General features: G+C 45.6%; 17 protein-coding genes and 6 tRNA genes. 16 read left to right on the top strand and 7 right to left on the bottom strand.

Going from position 1 to position 18551, the window contains the following annotated elements; all coding sequences use genetic code 11:
- The first annotated feature begins 30 nt into the window (after positions 1–30).
- The gene (locus tag NL930_RS10580) at positions 31–474 is read left to right on the top strand and encodes a hypothetical protein (RefSeq protein WP_254376652.1); all 444 of its coding nucleotides are present in this window, start codon (positions 31–33) and stop codon (positions 472–474) included.
- Positions 475–488: 14 nt separating this feature from the next.
- On the opposite strand, the gene NL930_RS10575 is transcribed toward NL930_RS10580, so the two are convergent.
- The 7 genes from NL930_RS10575 to NL930_RS10545 form a co-directional block, all read right to left on the bottom strand.
- Positions 489–563: transfer RNA gene (locus tag NL930_RS10575), tRNA-Glu, on the bottom strand.
- A 25-nt stretch (positions 564–588) separates the two neighbouring features.
- Positions 589–664: transfer RNA gene (locus NL930_RS10570), tRNA-Lys, on the bottom strand.
- Positions 665–717: 53 nt separating this feature from the next.
- Positions 718–794: transfer RNA gene (locus tag NL930_RS10565), tRNA-Asp, on the bottom strand.
- 8 nt (positions 795–802) lie between these two features.
- A tRNA-Val gene (locus NL930_RS10560) sits at positions 803–878 on the bottom strand.
- 28 nt (positions 879–906) lie between these two features.
- A tRNA-Glu gene (locus NL930_RS10555) sits at positions 907–982 on the bottom strand.
- A 15-nt stretch (positions 983–997) separates the two neighbouring features.
- Positions 998–1073 (bottom strand) — tRNA-Lys (locus NL930_RS10550).
- A gap of 71 nt (positions 1074–1144) precedes the next feature.
- Positions 1145–2239, bottom strand: a complete 1095-nt coding sequence (locus NL930_RS10545) for a CinA family protein (RefSeq protein ID WP_041962109.1) — start codon at positions 2237–2239, stop codon at positions 1145–1147.
- Positions 2240–2370: 131 nt separating this feature from the next.
- On the opposite strand from NL930_RS10545, the gene ileS reads away from it, so the two are divergent.
- The 15 genes from ileS to NL930_RS10470 all read left to right on the top strand — a co-directional run bounded on the left by ileS (position 2371) and on the right by NL930_RS10470 (position 18480).
- Positions 2371–5133: an isoleucine--tRNA ligase gene (ileS, locus tag NL930_RS10540; RefSeq protein ID WP_254376651.1), complete on the top strand. Its 2763-nt coding sequence runs from the start codon at positions 2371–2373 to the stop codon at positions 5131–5133.
- Positions 5126–5254 carry a hypothetical protein gene (locus NL930_RS10535; RefSeq protein WP_256497245.1) on the top strand — a complete coding sequence of 43 codons (129 nt, stop codon included), beginning with the start codon at positions 5126–5128 and terminating at the stop codon, positions 5252–5254. The genes ileS and NL930_RS10535 overlap by 8 nt, the downstream gene beginning before the upstream one ends.
- On the top strand, positions 5251–6609 hold the full coding sequence (gene gatA / locus NL930_RS10530; RefSeq protein WP_254376650.1) for an Asp-tRNA(Asn)/Glu-tRNA(Gln) amidotransferase subunit GatA: 1359 nt from the start codon (positions 5251–5253) through the stop codon (positions 6607–6609). Before NL930_RS10535 ends, gatA begins: the two co-directional genes overlap by 4 nt.
- Positions 6610–6620: 11 nt before the next feature.
- Positions 6621–8069 carry an IMP dehydrogenase gene (gene guaB / locus NL930_RS10525; protein ID WP_254376649.1) on the top strand — a complete coding sequence of 483 codons (1449 nt, stop codon included), beginning with the start codon at positions 6621–6623 and terminating at the stop codon, positions 8067–8069.
- A gap of 40 nt (positions 8070–8109) precedes the next feature.
- Positions 8110–9219, top strand: coding sequence for a homoserine O-acetyltransferase (locus NL930_RS10520; protein ID WP_254376648.1), 1110 nt, complete (start codon positions 8110–8112; stop codon positions 9217–9219).
- A 2-nt stretch (positions 9220–9221) separates the two neighbouring features.
- Positions 9222–9425: an exodeoxyribonuclease VII small subunit gene (xseB, locus tag NL930_RS10515; protein WP_041962105.1), complete on the top strand. Its 204-nt coding sequence runs from the start codon at positions 9222–9224 to the stop codon at positions 9423–9425.
- Positions 9422–10213, top strand: coding sequence for a carbon-nitrogen hydrolase family protein (locus NL930_RS10510; protein ID WP_039672258.1), 792 nt, complete (start codon positions 9422–9424; stop codon positions 10211–10213). Before xseB ends, NL930_RS10510 begins: the two co-directional genes overlap by 4 nt.
- Positions 10210–10896, top strand: a complete 687-nt coding sequence (locus NL930_RS10505; protein ID WP_254376647.1) for a ThiF family adenylyltransferase — start codon at positions 10210–10212, stop codon at positions 10894–10896. The genes NL930_RS10510 and NL930_RS10505 overlap by 4 nt, the downstream gene beginning before the upstream one ends.
- A 12-nt stretch (positions 10897–10908) precedes the next feature.
- Positions 10909–11862, top strand: coding sequence for an HTH domain-containing protein (locus NL930_RS10500; RefSeq protein WP_254376646.1), 954 nt, complete (start codon positions 10909–10911; stop codon positions 11860–11862).
- 31 nt (positions 11863–11893) lie between these two features.
- Positions 11894–13024 carry a succinyldiaminopimelate transaminase gene (locus NL930_RS10495; protein WP_254376645.1) on the top strand — a complete coding sequence of 377 codons (1131 nt, stop codon included), beginning with the start codon at positions 11894–11896 and terminating at the stop codon, positions 13022–13024.
- Between the two features lie 37 nt (positions 13025–13061).
- Positions 13062–14372, top strand: coding sequence for a UDP-N-acetylmuramate--L-alanine ligase (murC, locus tag NL930_RS10490; protein ID WP_254376644.1), 1311 nt, complete (start codon positions 13062–13064; stop codon positions 14370–14372).
- The gene (locus NL930_RS10485; RefSeq protein WP_254376643.1) at positions 14372–14719 is read left to right on the top strand and encodes a hypothetical protein; all 348 of its coding nucleotides are present in this window, start codon (positions 14372–14374) and stop codon (positions 14717–14719) included. The genes murC and NL930_RS10485 overlap by 1 nt, the downstream gene beginning before the upstream one ends.
- Complete coding sequence (locus NL930_RS10480; RefSeq protein ID WP_254376642.1) at positions 14719–16926, top strand: endonuclease MutS2; 2208 nt, start codon at positions 14719–14721, stop codon at positions 16924–16926. Before NL930_RS10485 ends, NL930_RS10480 begins: the two co-directional genes overlap by 1 nt.
- Positions 16927–16999: 73 nt before the next feature.
- Entirely contained in the window at positions 17000–18112 is a 1113-nt protein-coding gene (gene dapE / locus NL930_RS10475) for a succinyl-diaminopimelate desuccinylase (RefSeq protein WP_254376641.1), read from the top strand.
- The gene (locus NL930_RS10470; protein WP_254376640.1) at positions 18109–18480 is read left to right on the top strand and encodes a RidA family protein; all 372 of its coding nucleotides are present in this window, start codon (positions 18109–18111) and stop codon (positions 18478–18480) included. Before dapE ends, NL930_RS10470 begins: the two co-directional genes overlap by 4 nt.
- Positions 18481–18551 lie beyond the last annotated feature (71 nt).

Genomic DNA, 18551 nt, shown 5'->3' with positions numbered 1-18551 from the left:
ATAGCCCCAAAAATCAGGAAGGCTATAGGTATGCAAGAGAATTATCTGATTCTTGCCATTGTTGCGGTTATCGCAATTGTCATTATCTCTTTATTTATCGTTGTCGCGAATCTTCAAAAAACCGTTGTGATCGAAACGATTCCCAGTCAAGTCGAACAAGAAAAAGCTCGCAAAATTGCTATCGAAGCGATGGTGGAAATTGCAGCTAAACGTAATTCGACGCGCAACGATCTAACCAATGCTATTTTACAAGTTGCCAAAGATTGTCCTTTCCCCGAAAAGCAAAAAGGAATGACTCCCAAAATAGCCAAAGTGTATCTCAATTTCGTCTTGTTGGTTGCGAGTCATCGCAATGCGGACGCGAAGTTAATCGCGTTTATGGACGAAGAGCTTAAAAAAGCCAATCCCGAATACAAACACGAAATCGATATTTATGAAAATGAGGGAATCAATCAACGAGGAAAAAGAATTTAATATAGGAAGGAAAATGGCGACCCCAGGGGGACTTGAACCCCCGTTCCCGCCTTGAGAGGGCGGTGTCCTAACCACTAGACGATGGGGTCGCACACGTGATTTTGTTTAGGACAATGGTGACCCGTGATGGATTCGAACCATCGACCACCTCCTTAAAAGGGAGATGCTCTACCTGCTGAGCTAACGAGTCATGCTCAGACGGTTTCATCGTAACGATAAGAAAGAGCTGAGGGAAATAAATCGTGGCGCGGCGGACGGGGCTCGAACCCGCGACCCCCGGCGTGACAGGCCGATATTCTAACCAACTGAACTACCGCCGCACACGAAATGGTGGTCGCTATAAGACTCGAACTTATGACATCCACCTTGTAAGGGTGGCGCTCTACCAACTGAGCTAAGCGACCAAAGGGACACTACGTAAAAAGAATTAAATGGCGACCCCAAGGGGATTTGAACCCCTGTAACCGCCGTGAAAGGGCGGGATCCTGGACCACTAGACGATGGGGTCGCACAAATAAAAAAGTGGTGACCCGTGATGGATTCGAACCATCGACCACCTCCTTAAAAGGGAGATGCTCTACCGGCTGAGCTAACGAGTCATTCACCGTTCTTCTCGTAATGAGGCTGAAATTATAGAGAAAAAAATTTCATTTGTCAAGAGAAATTTGCACTATTTTAAAAAAAGTGTTTCTCCGACATGTAAAAGAAGTTTAAAGGCGTGATACGCGCTTTGACGTTGGATATAGTGTCGATCGCCTTCTAAAAGGAGCCTTTCGATTAGGACGTTTCCTTCTTTGTCGCGGGCACCCACAAAAACCGTTCCGACGGGTTTTTCGATGCTTCCGCCGGTTGGTCCCGCGATACCGCTTGTGGCAATCGCATAGTCGGCCAAGCTAGCGTTTAAAACGCCCTCTAACATCTCCCTAACGCACAATTCGCTCACCGCACCGTGGCGTTCGAGGGTCTCTTCGTTGACGCCGAGCCATGATGCTTTGATTTCGTTGGCGTAGGAAACAATGCCGCCTTTAAAAACGGCGGAGACTCCCGAATGTTCGGTTAACATCGAAGCGATCAATCCTCCGGTGCAACTTTCCGCAACGCTTAAGGTCTTACCGTGCGTTTCTAAACAGGTACAAATATGTTCGATAACATCGGGATGCTGAATGACTTTTTGAGGTAAGAGCGATTTAACGGCTTTGAAAAAACTCTCCAAATTGCCGTATTTGTTTGAAACGGCTTCGACGCTTATCCATCCGTCGATGATTGTCGTCGGAGTGATGCGGATTTCGTAATTTTGTGCTAAGGGTTCGACGAGAATTTTCAAGGAATCTTCATCGATATTGATGATGGAAAAAAGGGACGATTCGTTGGTGTTATCGATAAAAATAGGCGGAAGTTTTTTATTTTCCGTCGCTTTTATGACGTTGATATATTTGCCCTCCCGCGCTAAAAGGTAGCTGTCGGTTTCATAACGAACGGCCTTAGAGGGGATCAACATACCGCCTTTGAGTTCCAACGTCTCTTCACCGAGCGTCGCGATAACTTTGTTGACTAGATTAAAACTGTCGTTGGAGGTGACGATAACGATTTCGTCGGCATGCGAAATCGATTCTTCTAACACAAAAAAGAGGTCTTTGTCGTTTTTATCGATATAGACGGTTTGATCGGGAAGATTCAAATGTTTCGTGATCGTGGAATGGATATAATTTAAAAACGGCAGATTGTATCGCAAGGCTTTTCCTACGACGATCAAAGAGCTTTTCATGCACAACCTTTTTTAGTTTGTATTATAGCATCTTGCGATGCGTAAGTGCTTCTTAAATCGTTTTTAGGTAAACTTGCCTCATTTTAAGATGCTTACATGTAAGAGTCTTAGCTTCCAAGGAGAGAGACTAAATGGACTATAAAGAGACCTTGCTTCTTCCTCAAACGGCGTTCCCGATGAGAGGCAATCTACCCCAAAACGAACCCGCTCGTTACGCTAAGTGGTTTTCAAAAGAGGAAAGCGCTTACGCACGCATGATCAAGAATCGCGAAAACAGTTCCAAGACGTTTATTTTGCACGACGGGCCTCCGTATGCGAACGGGCATATTCATATCGGACATGCACTCAATAAAATTCTCAAAGACGTTATTGTTAAGACGCACTATTTTTTCGGTGAGAAAGTTCGTTACGTTCCGGGTTGGGATTGTCACGGTTTGCCGATAGAGCAGCAAGTCGAAAAAAATCTCGGTAAAGAGAAAAAAGATACGCTTGCTAAAAGCGAAATCAGGGAATTGTGCCGTGAACACGCACGCAAATTTATCGATATTCAACGTGACGAATTTAAATCCTTGGGTGTTATCGGCGATTGGGATAACCCGTATATGACGATGAAATTTAAATTTGAAGCGGATATTTACCGTGCTTTGTGCGGCGTTGCGCATCAAGGATTACTCGTAGAACGCAGCAAACCCGTTTACTGGTCGTGGGCGGCGCGCAGTGCGTTAGCCGAAGCCGAAGTCGAATACGAAGATAAAGAGGATTACTCCATTTTCGTAGCGTTTGGGCTTAGCGACGAGGCGAAAGCCGCATTGAACGTGAGCGGCGACGTCTCGGTCATTATTTGGACGACGACGCCGTGGACCTTGCCCGCCAACGTCGGTATTGCGTTGAATCCTGAAGAAAATTACGTCGTGACGAGCGACGGCTATATCGTTGCCGAAGCCTTACATGTCAAGCTTTTGGAACAAGGCGTTTTGAGCGGAAAAATCGTTCAAACGTTTCGAGCTTCACTTTTGGAAAACACCTTGGCGATCAATCCGCTTAACGGACGCCCTTCTCGAATCGTTTTAGGCGAACATGTCACGATGGACGGCGGTAGCGGCTGTGTTCATACCGCTCCGGGGCACGGCGACGATGACTATAAAGTCGGACTGAAATACGCCCTAGAGGTTATTATGCCGGTAGACGAACGCGGCTGTTACGACGAGACGGTAGTTCGATTAGGCTTATTGCCCGATGCGCAGAGTTTCGTCGGCGAGCATATTTTTAAATGCAATGAGCGTATTTTAGAGCTTTTAGGCAAACATTTGCTCAAATGTTCCAAGTTTACCCACTCTTATCCGTTTTGCTGGCGTACGCATCAGCCGATCATCTACCGTGCGACTAAACAGTGGTTTGTTGCAATGGACGAAGCGGTCGGCGGACGCGCGAGCCTTCGTAAAATGGCGATGGATGAGCTTCAAAAGGTTCGTTTTTACCCCAAATCAGGTATCAACCGCTTGGGTTCGATGATCGAAAATCGACCCGATTGGTGTATCTCACGACAACGTGATTGGGGTGTTCCTATTGCATTTTTTAGGGATAAAACGACGGGTAAACCGATTTTTGATGCCAAAGTCGTCAACCATATTGCCAACATCTTTGAAGAAAAAGGTGCCGATGCGTGGTGGGATTTGGAGATTGCAGACCTTTTAGTCGAAAATAGCGGCTATAAAGCGGAAAACCTTGAAAAAGTCATGGATATTTTGGATGTTTGGTTTGACAGCGGCAGTACGTGGAAAGCCGTTTTACAGTCCGAAGAGTACGATGCTGGCGATTATCCGGCGTCGATGTATTTGGAAGGAAGCGACCAACACCGCGGTTGGTTCCAAAGCTCGCTTTTAGTCAGCACCGCCAATAACGGCATCGCTCCGTACGGTAAAATTTTAACGCACGGCTTTACCATGGACGAAAAAGGCGAGAAGATGAGCAAGTCCAAAGGTAACGTCGTCTCTCCGATCGATGTCGCCAAAAGCCACGGTGTCGAGATTTTACGTTTGTGGGTCGGAACAAGCGAATACACGACCGATTTGAAAATTAGCGATAATATTTTAAAACAAGTCAGCGAGCAGTATCGAAAAATCCGTAATACGTTTCGTTTTTTACTTGCCAATATCAACGACTTGGAAACGCTTTTGCCCTACGAGCAGATGGGGGCGTTGGATCGTTGGATATTATCCCATGCCAAAGCCGTTTTCGATGAGGCGGAAGGCTATTTTAGGGAGTACGAATTTTCCAAAGGCTTTGCGCTTTTGAACCATTTTATTGCGGTGGAACTCAGCGGTATTTACCTCGATATTTCCAAAGACAGGCTCTATTGTAACGCCAAAAACGACACGATCCGCCTCTCCGCACAAAGCGCGATGGCACTGATTACCGAGCGTATGATGGCTTTATTTGCGCCGACGCTTACGTATACGATCGACGAAATGATGGAGTATGCGCCGAACATCGTGAAACAAGGCGGTACCGGTGTTTTTGATCTGGTCTATCAACCGCTACCGGATCATACGTCTTCGTTTGACGAAGCTTACATGATCGAAGCACGAGAGAAATTTTTTGAAATCGTCGATAGTTTGAAGAAAGAAAAAGTGATTAAATCGACGTTGGAATTGGTCATACAAACGGCGTCCGCAAAAATCATCGCACTCGATAAGGTCGATGCGGAAGATTGGTTTACGGTCAGCCGCGTGATCGAGCATGAAGAAAGCGGCGAAATCGGCGTTTTTGAAGTCGAAAAAGATCGTTTTAAAATTTTAAAAGCTCCTAAATGCAAATGTCCACGTTGTTGGAAATACCGATCAAAAAGCGAAGAAGAGCTATGCCACCGATGCGCCGAGGCTCTCAATGGTTGATTTGAGCGCTCCCGTACAGCTTAGCTTTATTTTCGAAACCGTCGGCGCTATTTTTATCGTCATCGGCGTGTGCGTTTACCTCGTCAATCGACGAACGAAACAGTTAAAGGAACATCATTGATTACGCTAAAAGAAGCATTAACCCTTCCTGCCGAAGCTTTGAAAGAGATTCGAGACGACTTAAAAAAAGAGATTGCAGCCAAAAAAGAGCTGGGTGCATACGTTGAACAACTTACCAATCAACCGATCGGCGAGTACGGCGAGGGAATTCCTATCGCGTTGAAAGACAATATTCAAGTCAAAGGCTGGGGAGTCACCAGCGGTTCGAATATTTTGCAAGGCTACGTCGCTCCTTACAACGCAACCGTCGTCGATAACATGTTACGTCACGGTCTTGCACCGTTTGGGCGTACGAATATGGATGAATTTGCGATGGGAAGCTCCACGGAATCGTCTTTTTACGGCAAAACCTTGAATCCGCATAATCCCAAATGCGTTCCGGGCGGCAGTAGCGGCGGAAGCGCGGCGGCCGTTGCGGCGGGCATTGCTATTGCGGCTCTTGGCAGCGATACGGGCGGAAGTATCCGTCAGCCCGCGGCTTTTTGCGGTTGCGTCGGGCTCAAACCCACTTACGGAAAAGTGAGCCGTTACGGTTTGGGTGCCTATTCGAGCTCTTTGGATCAAATCGGACCGATTACGCAAAACGTCGAAGACGCCGCAATTTTGTACGATATTATCGCGGGACACGAACCTAAAGATTCTACGAGTGCCGCTATGGCGCATGAGAGCGTTGCCGATAAACTCAATCCCGATCGTAAAATGACGATTGCCGTCATCGAAAATTACCTCAATGAAGCAAGTCCCGAAGTACGCGAGAAGATGTTAGAGGGGATTAAAGCACTGCAAAGTGCCGGACATACGATCGTGTATCGCAATTTTATCAACTCCAAATACGACATCGCAACCTATTACGTGATCGCAACCGCGGAAGCGAGCGCGAACTTAAGCCGTTATGACGGCGTACGTTACGGCAATCGACACAACAGCGATTCGTTAAAAGAGATGTTCATTCAAAGCCGAAGTTTGGGTTTCGGCGAAGAGGTCAAACGAAGAATTTTACTCGGAACGTTTGTCTTGAGTAGCGGTTACTACGACGCGTATTATATTAAAGCGCAACGTGCACGCCACTTTATCAAAGCACAATACGAAGCGATTTTTCAAGAAGCGGATCTGATTTTTATGCCGGTGACGCCTACCGCGGCGTTTGAGTTCGGCTCTAAAGCGGATCCTTTAGAGATGTACTTAAGCGATATTTATACGATTTCACTGAATCTTGCCGGATTACCCGGTATTTCGGTTCCTTTGGGTAAAAATCAAGAAGGGCTACCCATCGGCGGACAATTGATAGGACAAGCCTACGGTGAGCAAGCGTTACTGGATGGTGCGCTGAGCTTAGAGCGAGCATTAGGGTTATAGGAGAAGCACACATGAAAATTAGAAAAAGAGCGTTGACGTTTGAAGATGTTTTATTGGTACCGAAATATTCGGAAATTTTACCCAAAGAAGTGGATATTAAAACAAAATTAACGAAGAATATCACGTTGAACATTCCGTTAATTTCCGCGGCGATGGATACGGTAACCGAACACCGTGCGGCGATTATGATGGCGCGGCTCGGAGGTCTAGGCATCGTGCATAAAAATATGGACGTCGAATCGCAAGTACGCGAGATCAGACGCGTGAAAAAAAGCGAAAGCGGCATTATCATCGATCCGGTTTCGATCAAAGCCAGCGCGACGCTCAAAGAAGCTTTGGAAATTATGTCGGAGTATCGAATTTCAGGCGTTCCCGTCGTAGACGACACCAATACCTTGATCGGTATTTTGACCAACCGCGACCTTCGCTTCGAAAACGATTTTAGTAAAAAAGTTGAACAGTTAATGACGAAAATGCCTTTGATTACCGTCAAAAAAGGCACGACTTTGGACGATGCCGAAGCGATTTTTAGAACAAATAAGGTCGAAAAACTTCCCGTCGTCGACGAGCATAATAAACTAGCAGGATTGATTACGATCAAAGACTTGAAAAAACGTCAAGAGTATCCTAACGCCAATAAAGACGCGTTTGGCAGGCTTCGTGTCGGCGCGGCGATCGGCGTGGGTCAGTTGGATCGTGCGACGGCACTCGTTGCCGCGGGTGCGGATGTCTTGGTTCTCGATTCGGCGCACGGACACTCTAAAGGTATTATCGATACCGTGAAATTGATCAAAAAAACGTTAGACGTCGATATTATCGCCGGCAATATCGCAACGTCCGAAGCGGCGGAAGCTTTAGTCGAAGCCGGCGTTGACGGCATTAAAGTGGGTATCGGACCTGGAAGTATTTGTACCACGCGTATCGTCTCGGGTGTGGGCGTACCGCAAATTTCAGCCATCGAAGAGTGCTCGGCGGTAGGTAAAAAACACGGTGTTCCGGTGATTGCCGACGGCGGCATTAAGTATTCGGGCGATTTTGCCAAAGCCTTAGCCGCAGGTGCTCAAAGCGTGATGATCGGAAGTTTATTGGCCGGAACGGATGAAAGTCCAGGCGAACTTATTACGTATCAAGGACGTCAATATAAAACCTATCGCGGTATGGGAAGCATCGGTGCGATGACCAAAGGCAGCAGCGATCGTTATTTCCAAGAAGGAACGGCGGCGGATAAGCTCGTACCTGAAGGCATTGAAGGGCGCGTACCGCATGCGGGATCGATTCGCGACGTTATTTTTCAGCTCGTCGGCGGACTTCGCTCCTCTATGGGCTACGTCGGTGCTCGCGATATCGTCGATTATCAAGAAAAAGCGGAATTCGTGGAGATTACGAGTGCGGGACTTAAAGAGAGCCACGTACACGACGTTATCATTACGCACGAAGCACCCAATTACCGTGTGAATTAAACGCGCGTTTTTAGTAACGCGCTTACATGTAAGGATTACGGTGAAAATACAAACCTCTATCGAACGTTTCGACGAGCCGCTTTACCTAGAAAGCGGTCGTATTTTAGAGTCGTATCAACTTGCCTACGAAACGTACGGAGAGATGAACGACGATAAAAGTAACGTCATCGTCGTTTTTCACGCGCTTACCGGAAGTCACCATGCCGCAGGTCGTTATGAAAATGAGACCAAAGCCGGATGGTGGGACCCGATGATCGGCGATCGAAAAATTATCGATACGACCCGATATTACGTTATTTGCGTCAATATTTTGGGCAGTTGTTTCGGTTCGAGCGGTCCTATGAGCCCTCAGGGAAAAAACCAAGAGCCTTTGCGTCTTAAATTTCCGGTATTAACGATTAGCGATATGGTTAAAGCGCAAATGAATCTCTTCGCACGTTTAGGCATTCAAGAAGCGTATGCGATTATCGGCGGATCGCTTGGCGGAATGCAAGGGCTTTGCATGTCGATCGAGTATCCTCATTTCGCGAAACGGGTGATTTTGCTTGCGACGACGTATGCAACGGGTCCTTGGGCAATTGCGTGGAACAAAATCGCAATGGAAGGAATCGTCAAAGACGAACGCTTTAAAGGCGGTAACTACGATAAGGACGATTTTACGGAAGAGGGCTTGCAGAGTTTTGCCATCGGGCGTATGGCGGGGCACATCAGTTTTTTAAGTCCCTATTCGATGAACAAAAAATTCGGTCGTAATTATGTCGAGACGGACGGTTTGTACGAGCTTTTCGGGCGTTTTCAAGTTGAACGCTATATGGAATACAACGGCTATAGCTTCGCCAAACGTTTCGATCCTTTAAGTTATTTGTACATTATCAAAGCGATGAATATTTTTGATGCAACGCGTAATTACGATTCGCTGGAAGATTCGCTCAAACACATCAAAGCCAAACTGACGTTGATTTCGTTTAAAGGCGATTTTTTGTTTATGCCCGAAGAGATGGAGTTCATCAAAGCGACGATGGACAATATGGGACGAAGCGAACGGGTGGATTATTATTGTATCGACAGTCGTTACGGGCACGATGCCTTTTTAGTCGAATACGATACGTTTGATTTTTATATTCGAAAAGCCTTAGAGGCAAAGGTCTAAATATGGAAGCAAAAAACGAGAGTTTTGAAGTAAAGTTAGAACGTGCCAAAGTGATTTTGGAGCAACTCTCCAATCCCGAACTCTCCTTGGAAGAGGGAATGAAGCGGTATCAAGAGGGAATTTTGGTTCTGAAAGAGGCGAGCGCGATGATTGAAGAAGCCAAATTGACGTATGCCAAATTGCAAGAGAAGGAAGAGAAGGCATGAAAATAGCCGCTTTACAGTTAAGTACGCTTCCGATGAGCGAAGCAAAATTGGATTACTATTTTCGTATTTGCCAGCAAAAAGAGGTGGAAGTCGTCTTGTTGAGCGAATATGCGCTCAACAGCTTTTTTAAAGAGTTGGAGACGATGCCGATCTCAATGATCAAAGAGCAATCCAACCACAAAATCGAAACGCTCAAAAAGCTTTGCGCCGAATACAACCTTCACGTCATCGCGCCGATCGTCAACGTCAAAGGGGATTTTTGTTACAAGAGCAACGCGCATTTTTCGCCCAAATCGGTGCATTTTTTCGATCAGCAATTTTTGATTAATTACAAGCATTGGAACGAAGAGAAGTTTTTTGCCAACGCGATCGCCAAATACACGTTGCCGCTCTTTTTGCACGGCGGTTTGCGCTTTGGGATCGTCAGCGGGTATGAGCTTCACTTTGATCTGGTATGGCAAGAAGTCATGCGTAAAAACGTCGATGTGGTCTTGAGTGCTACTTCTTCGACGTTTGATTCGGCAAAACGTTGGGAAGAGCTTTTAAAAATGCGTGCGATGCTAAACAATGTTTATATTTTGCGCGCCAATCGCGTCGGCAGTTACAAAGAGGAAGAGACGTGGCAGTTTTACGGTCAAAGTGCTTTGATTTCCCCTTACGGCGAAGTCGAAGTGAGCCTCGGGGATAAAGAAGAGATGATCGTCGCGACCATCGACAAAGACGTCTTAGCCGAAGCGCGAAAGCTCTGGGGTTGGAAAAAACAGGTGAGTAAGCGAGAAAACGTATGACGCACTATTTTCACCGACAGATTCAGCTTTGGGGCGAAGCGACGCAAGAGAGACTTCAAAGTAAAAAAATCGTCATCATCGGTTGCGGCGGTTTGGGAAGCTCTTTAGCGTATGCACTGGGAAGTTCGGGGATAGGCGAAATCCATTTGGTCGATTTTGATGAGGTAAGTGTGCATAATATTCACCGCCAAATTGCCTTTAAACTGGGCGATGAGGGAAAATTCAAAGCCGACGTGGTGAAAAAAAGCATCGAAGAGCGTTGTCCTTTTGTAAAAGTTACGGCGCATATCGGTCGCTTGGAAGACTTTACATGTAAGGATATTGCGGTCGATCTCATCATCGACGCTACCGACAATTTGCCCTCACGCGCCGCCATCGATGCGTATGCTAAAAGCGTGAATACGCCGTGGCTTTACGGTTCGGTCGAGGCGTTCAACGGGCAGGTCTGTTTTTTCGAGCAGAGTAGTTTTAAAGCCTTTGTCATCAGCACTAAAACGCCCGCAGGCATTGCCGCACCCATCGTGATGCACATCGCTTCGTTGCAGGCAAATCTAGCACTTCGTTATTTGGCAGGTTTGAGCGTGAAAAAAGATTGGCTCTATTATCTCTACTTTAACGACGAAGGCGAGCTGATCACGCAAAAATTTGCGATGCCTAAGATGCAATCCAGTGCTGCTAATTGAGGAGAGTATAGGATGACTATTAAAGATAGCATATTGAAAGCACTTGAAAACTTTAAAAAGCCTGTTTCTTATCAAGAAGTCACAAAATATATTTTAGATAATAAATTATATGCGTTTGAAGGACAAACACCTCATGCAACGGTATCTGCTTTATTGGGTGATTTTATTCGTAAAAATGATACGAGAGTTGCTAGGGTTAAACAAAACGGTGCTTATTTTTACTATCTGACGAAAAACGATCTTTTAGCAGTTGAAGAAGCGAATGTGCTTTTGCAAGATGAAAATGGCTCTAAAAAAGGTACGAAGGCTTGCTTCTCTGAGAGAGATTTGCATGTTTTGTTTGTAAGCTATCTTAAAAGTCTAGGTATTTATGCCAAAACGATTTTACACGAAGAGTCGAAAAATAGTAAAGACGACACGCAAAAATGGGCGCATCCCGATATTATCGGCGTGAAGTTTGCGAAATTTAAAAGTGCAACAAGCAGTAAGTTATTGAAAACACTTGAAAGAAAAGACTCTTGTGAAATCATTTCCTATGAGATTAAAAAAGAGATCAATTCAGATTATGAATTAAAAAAATATTACTTTCAAGCCGTTTCAAATTCGACATGGGCAAATTTAGGTTATTTGGTGGCTTTTGAAATTAATGATAATTTGAAAGAAGAGATGGAGCGATTAAATAAGTCTTTTGGAATTGGGGTAATTAAACTTCATGCAAATCCGTTTGAAAGCCAAATTCTTTTTCAATCTTCTTATAAAAACTTAGACTATCAAACGATTGACAAGCTGTGCCATATTAACGAGAAATATCGCCAATTTATAGAACAAATTGAAAAAATATTAAGTGCGGATGACAAATATGTCAATTCGTCTTTGTTGGAATTAGAGAAAGAATGTGACATGTATTATGAAAAAGATGAAGATATCTTGAATTATTGCACATCTAAAAACATACCGATCGAATAAAAATATTTTAGTTTTGACTAAAGGAAATTCATTGCATTTTGAACCCTATCCGTTTGAAAAATTAAGTGCGTTATTGAACGACGTAACGCCCAATCCGCAGTACGAAGCGGTCAATCTGACCATCGGTGAGCCGCAGTTTGAAACCCCGATGTTTATCCAAAACGCACTCAAAGAAAACAGCGCACTTTTAAATAAATACCCAAAATCATCCGGTGAGGGTTACGTCACGGAAGCACAGCGCACTTTTGTTCAAAAGCGTTTCGGCGTTGCGCTCAAAGAGAGCGAACTGCTCTGCACATTCGGTACGAGAGAAGTGTTGTTCAACTTCCCGCAATACCTTTTGCACGATAAACCAAATCCCGTGATGGCGTATACCAATCCGTTTTATCAGATCTACGAAGGTGCGGCGATTGCCAGTCGCGCTAAAGTCGTGCATTTAAACCTGACAAAAGAGAATGCGTTTAAACCCGACATTACGCTTCCCCAGCTTAAAGAAGCCGATTTGATCATTCTCAATTTTCCCAACAATCCGACCACATCGACTCTTTCGTTGGACGAGTTGGGTGAGTGGGTCAAATTTGCACTCAAATACGACATCGTGCTTTTAAATGACGAATGTTACAGCGAGATTTACGTCGATGAAAAACCCGTTTCGCTTCTGGAAGCTTCCTTACATGTAGGAAACGAGAGTTTCAAAAACGTCTTGGTCATCAACTCCATCTCCAAACGAAGCTCCGCTCCGGGACTTCGTTCAGGCTTCATCGCAGGCGATGAGAAGATTTTGAGCGGCTATATGAAGTATCGTACGTACATCGGAGCGGGTATTCCTTTGCCGTTGCAAAAAGCCTCTGCGGCTGCATGGAGCGATATGGCACATGTGGAGATCACGCGCCAAGAGTATGCGAAAAACCTCCGTTTGGCCGAAGCGATTTTAGGCATCGATGCGATTGCTTCGACCTTTTACGTTTGGTTGGAAGTCGGAGACGATTTAGGCTTTACATGTAAGCTTTATCAAGAGAAAAATATCAAAGTTTTACCTGGAAGATTTTTAGGGCGCGGCGGTATGGGGGATGGATTTGTGCGTATCGCCTTGGTCGAAAACAGCACGAAAACGGAAACGATTTTAAAAGAGATACGAGATTTTATGGCGACTTCAAAGTAAGTGTGTCAAAAGTAAAAGATTTTTGTAAAGGGTTGAATTGAAAAAAGTACATTTTGTAGGTATCGGTGGTATTGGACTTTCGGCATTGGCACGCTATCTTAAACAAGAGGGCTATACGATTACGGGTTCGGATATTAAGGCGACGAAAATTACGGCACGTTTGGAAGAAGAGGGCATTTCGGTGGTCATTCCGCACGATCCCTCTTGCATTAACGATCAAGATTTGGTGGTGTATTCGGCGGTTATCAAACCCGATAACGTCGAGTTGGTACGAGCGCGCGAAAAAGGAATCGCGATTATGTCGCGTTCGCAAGCTTTAGTGTTCATTTTAAAGAACAGACGGGTTTTTTCGGTGTGCGGCGCACACGGCAAGAGTACCACCAGTGCGATGCTGGCGTCTTTGATCGAAGGTTCGGTCGTCATCGGAGCCGAAAGCAAACAATACGGCACCAACATGTACTATAAAGAGGGCCATAACGTTATTTTCGAAGCGGACGAAAGCGATGAGAGTTTTTTAAATTCCAACCCTTACGTTGCGGTCGTGACCAATGCCGAACCGGAGCATATGGAGCATTATAACTACGATTTGGAACGCTTTTACGGCGCGTATCGTCGCTTTTTGCAAAGTGCTACGATTCGCGTCATCAATGCCGAAGATCCTTTTCTGGCGACGCTTGAAGAGATGGACGCGATTCGTCTGTATCCGAGCAGGGATATTCAAGCGATCGAAACGACGATGCATGAGGGCGAGCCTTATACCTCTTTCGTGCTCAAAGATTTAGGACGTTTCGAGGTTTGGGGTATCGGAGCGCATATGGCGTTGGACGCTTCTTTGGCGATTTTGGCGAGCCTTGTGGAAGAAGACGTGGAAATCGTACGCGAAAAGCTGAAACGTTATAAAGGAATTAAAAAACGATTCGATATTATTGCTAAAGAGGATAATTTCGCTCTTATCGACGATTACGGACACCATCCGACCGAGATTAAAGCAACGCTTGCTTCGGCAAAAACCTATGCACATTTGACGGGTCTTAAAACGATCACGGCGATTTGGCAACCGCACAAATATTCACGTACGATCGACAATCTCGAAAGTTTCGTCGAATGTTTCGAAGGGGTAGACAAGCTGGTTATTTTACCGGTATGGAAAGCCGGCGAAAAAGAGGTGTTTATCGATTTTGAAAAAGCGTTTTCGCGCTATGCTCCCGTATTCGCACCCAGAGTCCATCGCAAAGACGCTGCGATCGAAATTTTCCCGAACGAAGACGGTTACGAGCGTTTTGACGAAGGCGTGGTGATTAGTTTCGGCGCGGGCGACATTACGTATCAGCTTCGAGGAGTCGTCTAATGCAATTTTTGCTCTTTTTAGTGTTAATCCTTCTGCTAGCCGCGGTATTGTACACCAAAAAAGAGACGCTCTCTTCACGCATGAAAAAGACGTTGATCGGCTCGATGGTCGTACTGCTCGCTTCGGCAATCGGTTACGAGAGCTATCAATCGTCCCAAAGCGAACAACGCCGCTTGATCGTCAATGCCTTTAAACAAGGAAAAACGCTGACATGTCAAGGCGGCGTTACGGTTGATCTTAAACGGTTTATTTACGTGAGCGGAACGCAAAGTTTCATCCCGAATGAGATCAACGAAAACGATAAAGGTACGGTAATCGAAGTGAGTACATGTAGGATTCTTCCCTAATGGAAAAGCTATTTGCTAAACTCGATTTGAGCGATTATCAAGAGAGTTTTAAACACTTTTTGGCGCGAGAAAAGCCTTTGTTTATGGAAGGCGACGCGCATTTGCATTTTAAATTGATTCACGAACTTCTCGCAAAAGACCGCCTAAAGCCGCTTCCGGAAGTACCCAATCTTGATACGGCAATCGCGCATTTAAGTAAAATGGGCGTTTTGCATCTTTCGGAGATTTTCGCGTTCGTCAAAATCGTTAATTATACGACCTACCTTCAAAGCGTTCTGCTCGATCAAGCGTTGGGGGAATGGATCGCACGTATCGTTATTCCGGTTGAAATCACGCGCATTTGCGACTATTTCGACGAAAAAGGCGAATTAAAATCGAGCGTCGACGAACAGTTTGAGGACATCAACAAAAACCTCAAAAGCATCAAAGACGAGATGAATGCGACCCTTCGCCGCTTGATATCAACCGAAAAAATCGCGTTATACCTTGCCGACAAACAGATCCATTATATCAATAATCAAGAAGCCCTCTTGGTGCGCGGCGGATTCAATCACGTCTTAAAAGGCAACGTCGTAGCACGCAGTAGCAGCGGTTTTTTCTACGTCGTTCCCGAAGCTTTAGCAAAATTGGTCGCCAAAGAGAGTGAATTGATCGACAAAAAAGAGGAGTTGATTTATAAATACGCGAAGCAAATCTCCTCCGTGTTCGCCAAACAGCTTAAATTTCTAAGCTTTATCAACAAAGAGTTTGATCGTTTCGATGCTTACTACGCACGCGTCGCGTTTGCGCGCGAAAAAGAGATGGAATTCGTACTCGCTTCTTCCAAATCTTCCGCCATCGTGCTCGAAAACTTTTCGCATCCCGCATTAGCCCATCCTAAACCTATTTGCGTCGATTTTTCCAAACGCGTTTTGATGATTACGGGCGTTAATGCGGGCGGAAAAACGATGTTGTTAAAATCGATTCTCTCCGCGGCACTCTTGAGCAAATACCTTCTGCCCATGAAAATCGACGCCGCGCATTCGACGATCGGTTCGTTTAAAGAGCTTTACGCCGTTTTAGACGATCCTCAAAGCGTTAAAAACGACATTTCAACGTTTGCGGGACGGATGAACGAGTTTAGTCAATTGTTCGGCAAAAAAAACGCTTTGGTCGGCGTCGACGAGATCGAGTTGGGTACGGACGCGGACGAGGCGGCAAATCTGTTTAAAGTCATGATCGAAAAACTGATCGAAAAAGAGATGAAGATCGTCATTACGACGCACCATAAACGCTTGGCTTCAATGTTGGCGACACATCCGGAAGTCGAACTTTTAGCGGCGATTTACGACGAAAAAAACGAACGCCCGACGTATGGATTTTTAAAAGGAACCATCGGGCGCAGTTACGCGTTTGAAACCGCGCTTCGTTACGGAGTTCCGCCTTCGCTTGTGAAAGAAGCGAAAATTTTATACGGCGAAGACAAAGAGAAATTGGGCGAATTGATTCAAAAAAATATTGATTTGGAATTGCAAATGCGCAAGACAAAAGAGGAGCTAGATGCGCGATTGCAAGAGGTTGAAAAGCTGAAAATTTCGCTCAGCGACGAAAAAGAACGCGTGAGAGGCGAATTTGAAACCGCTTACGGGAAGCTCTCCAAAGAGTTTAGGGATGCCGTATCGGAGGCGAAAAAAGCCATTAAAACTCAAGACGTTAAAGAGGCGCATCGGTTGTTGAACAAAGCCAATCTTTACCGACAAGAAAGCAAACGAAACGTTCCGGAAGTGCGCGCGGGTGAGCTTTTAAGCGTCGGAGAAAAGATCAAATACGGCAGTTCCAAAGGTGTGATCAAAAGTATCAAAAAAGAAGAAGCTTTGATCGAATGCGACGGTATTAGCATGCGCGTACCGCTTGCGTCGCTCAAACGAAGCGGCCCGCAACCGCACTCGCGCAAACAAAGCGTCGTGATCGCCAAAGAGACGACGGGCGGTTCGATGATTTTGGATTTGCACGGGCTTCGCAGCGACGAAGCGATTGAACGCCTCGATAAGTTCTTGAGCGACGCGCTGATCAACGGGTTTGACGAAGTTTTGGTTTACCACGGTATCGGAACGGGGAAATTGGCTTATGCGGTACGCACGTTTTTAAGTACGTATCCTTCCTTGGTTTCGTACGCCGACGCACCGCAAAACTTAGGCGGTTTCGGCGCGACGTTGATTAAACTTTAAAGCGGCTTGTCGCAAGACGATAATTTCAAAAAAGTGGAAACTTTAAAACAGACTTTTTTATAATTGAGGCATGATGTTAAGTACGAAAGAACTTTTTTTAACTTTATTGCGTTTTCCTTCGATCACGCCCGACGAAGCAGGCTCGTTTGCGTTTATTCGAGGCTATTTGGACGATTTTGAAGCGATTGAAGTTTCAATCGAATCGACGAAAAATCTTTTTCTTTTCAAAAAATTCGGCGAGGGCGAGCACCTTTGTTTTGCAGGACATGTCGACGTCGTTCCTCCCGGAGAAGGGTGGAAGAGCGATCCGTTTGAACCCTTGATCGAAGGGGAAAACATTTACGCCAGAGGTGCTCAAGATATGAAAAGCGGCGTAGCGGCAAGTATTCAGGCGCTTAAAACGACGCGCGATTTTAAGGGAACGCTTTCGTTACTGCTGACCAGCGACGAAGAGGGCGATGCCACGTACGGGACGATCGAAATGCTTCGTGAACTCGAGCGACGCGCTCTTTTGCCCGATTATGCCGTTGTTGCCGAACCGACGTCCGAGAAACTCTTCGGCGATGCAATCAAAATAGGCAGACGCGGTTCGATTAACGGCGTTATCGAAATTTTGGGCAAACAAGGCCACGCGGCGTACCCTGAAAAAAGCATCAATCCCGTTCATCAAATGGCACCGTTGCTTTCTCTTTTTGCGGGACATTTTTTAGACCGAGGCGATGATTTCTTTGCCCCCTCTCAGATCGTCGTTACCGATATACGAGGCGGTATGGAAGTTACCAACGTCACACCCAACTCGCTAAAAATCATGTTCAACGTTCGAAACTCGACTCAAACGAATCCAGAGAGCGTTCGATCGTACGCAGAAGGGGTCTTAAACGGACTGGATTATCGATTGCGCCTTCAAGAGAGTGCCCGCCCTTTTTTAACATGTAAAGATTCTAAAATTGTCGCAAAACTGCAAGAAGCACTCAAGGCGTGTAACGGTTTTGCCCCTAAACTTTCTACCGCAGGCGGCACAAGCGATGCACGATTTTTTGGAGGTTACGGTATTGCTACGGTGGAGTGCGGTGTCGTTAACGATACGATCCATGCTCCCAACGAGCGATGTTGCCTCGATGAGGTCGAAGCGTTATGTCGCGTGTTTTCGCATACGATAGAAAATTTTTCAAAGGATTTAAAATGAAAAGTATTGCAACCCTCAAGGCTCCGCAAGCGATCGGGCCTTATTCTCAAGCGATTGAAAGCAACGGGATGATTTATGCATCGGGTCAAATCGCTTTACGTCCGGACGGAAGCTTTAACGACGGCGATATTGAAGCACAAACGACGCAGGTGATGCACAACGTAAGTGCCGTTTTGGAAGCGGCGGGAAGCAGCTTACAAAACGTTGTTAAGACGACGATTTTTCTAACCGATATGGACGACTTTGCCGCGGTAAATGCGGTTTACGGCTCATTTTTTGCAGATCACAAACCGGCTCGCAGTACGGTGTGCGTCAAAGCTTTACCCAAAAACGCCCGTGTTGAAGTCGAAGTTATCGCAACGAAATAATCGTGAAAATTAAAACTTTTAAAAGTTTTATAGGCAAGAGTGTATTACAATAATAAACCCTAAATCTTAGA

It is taken from the genome of Sulfurospirillum sp. hDNRA2, from assembly GCF_024206095.2.
In the GTDB taxonomy this organism is placed as follows: Bacteria; Campylobacterota; Campylobacteria; order Campylobacterales; family Sulfurospirillaceae; genus Sulfurospirillum.
The sequence above is the reverse complement of the archived record's forward strand: the minus strand, read 5'-3'. Positions and strand labels throughout refer to the sequence as shown.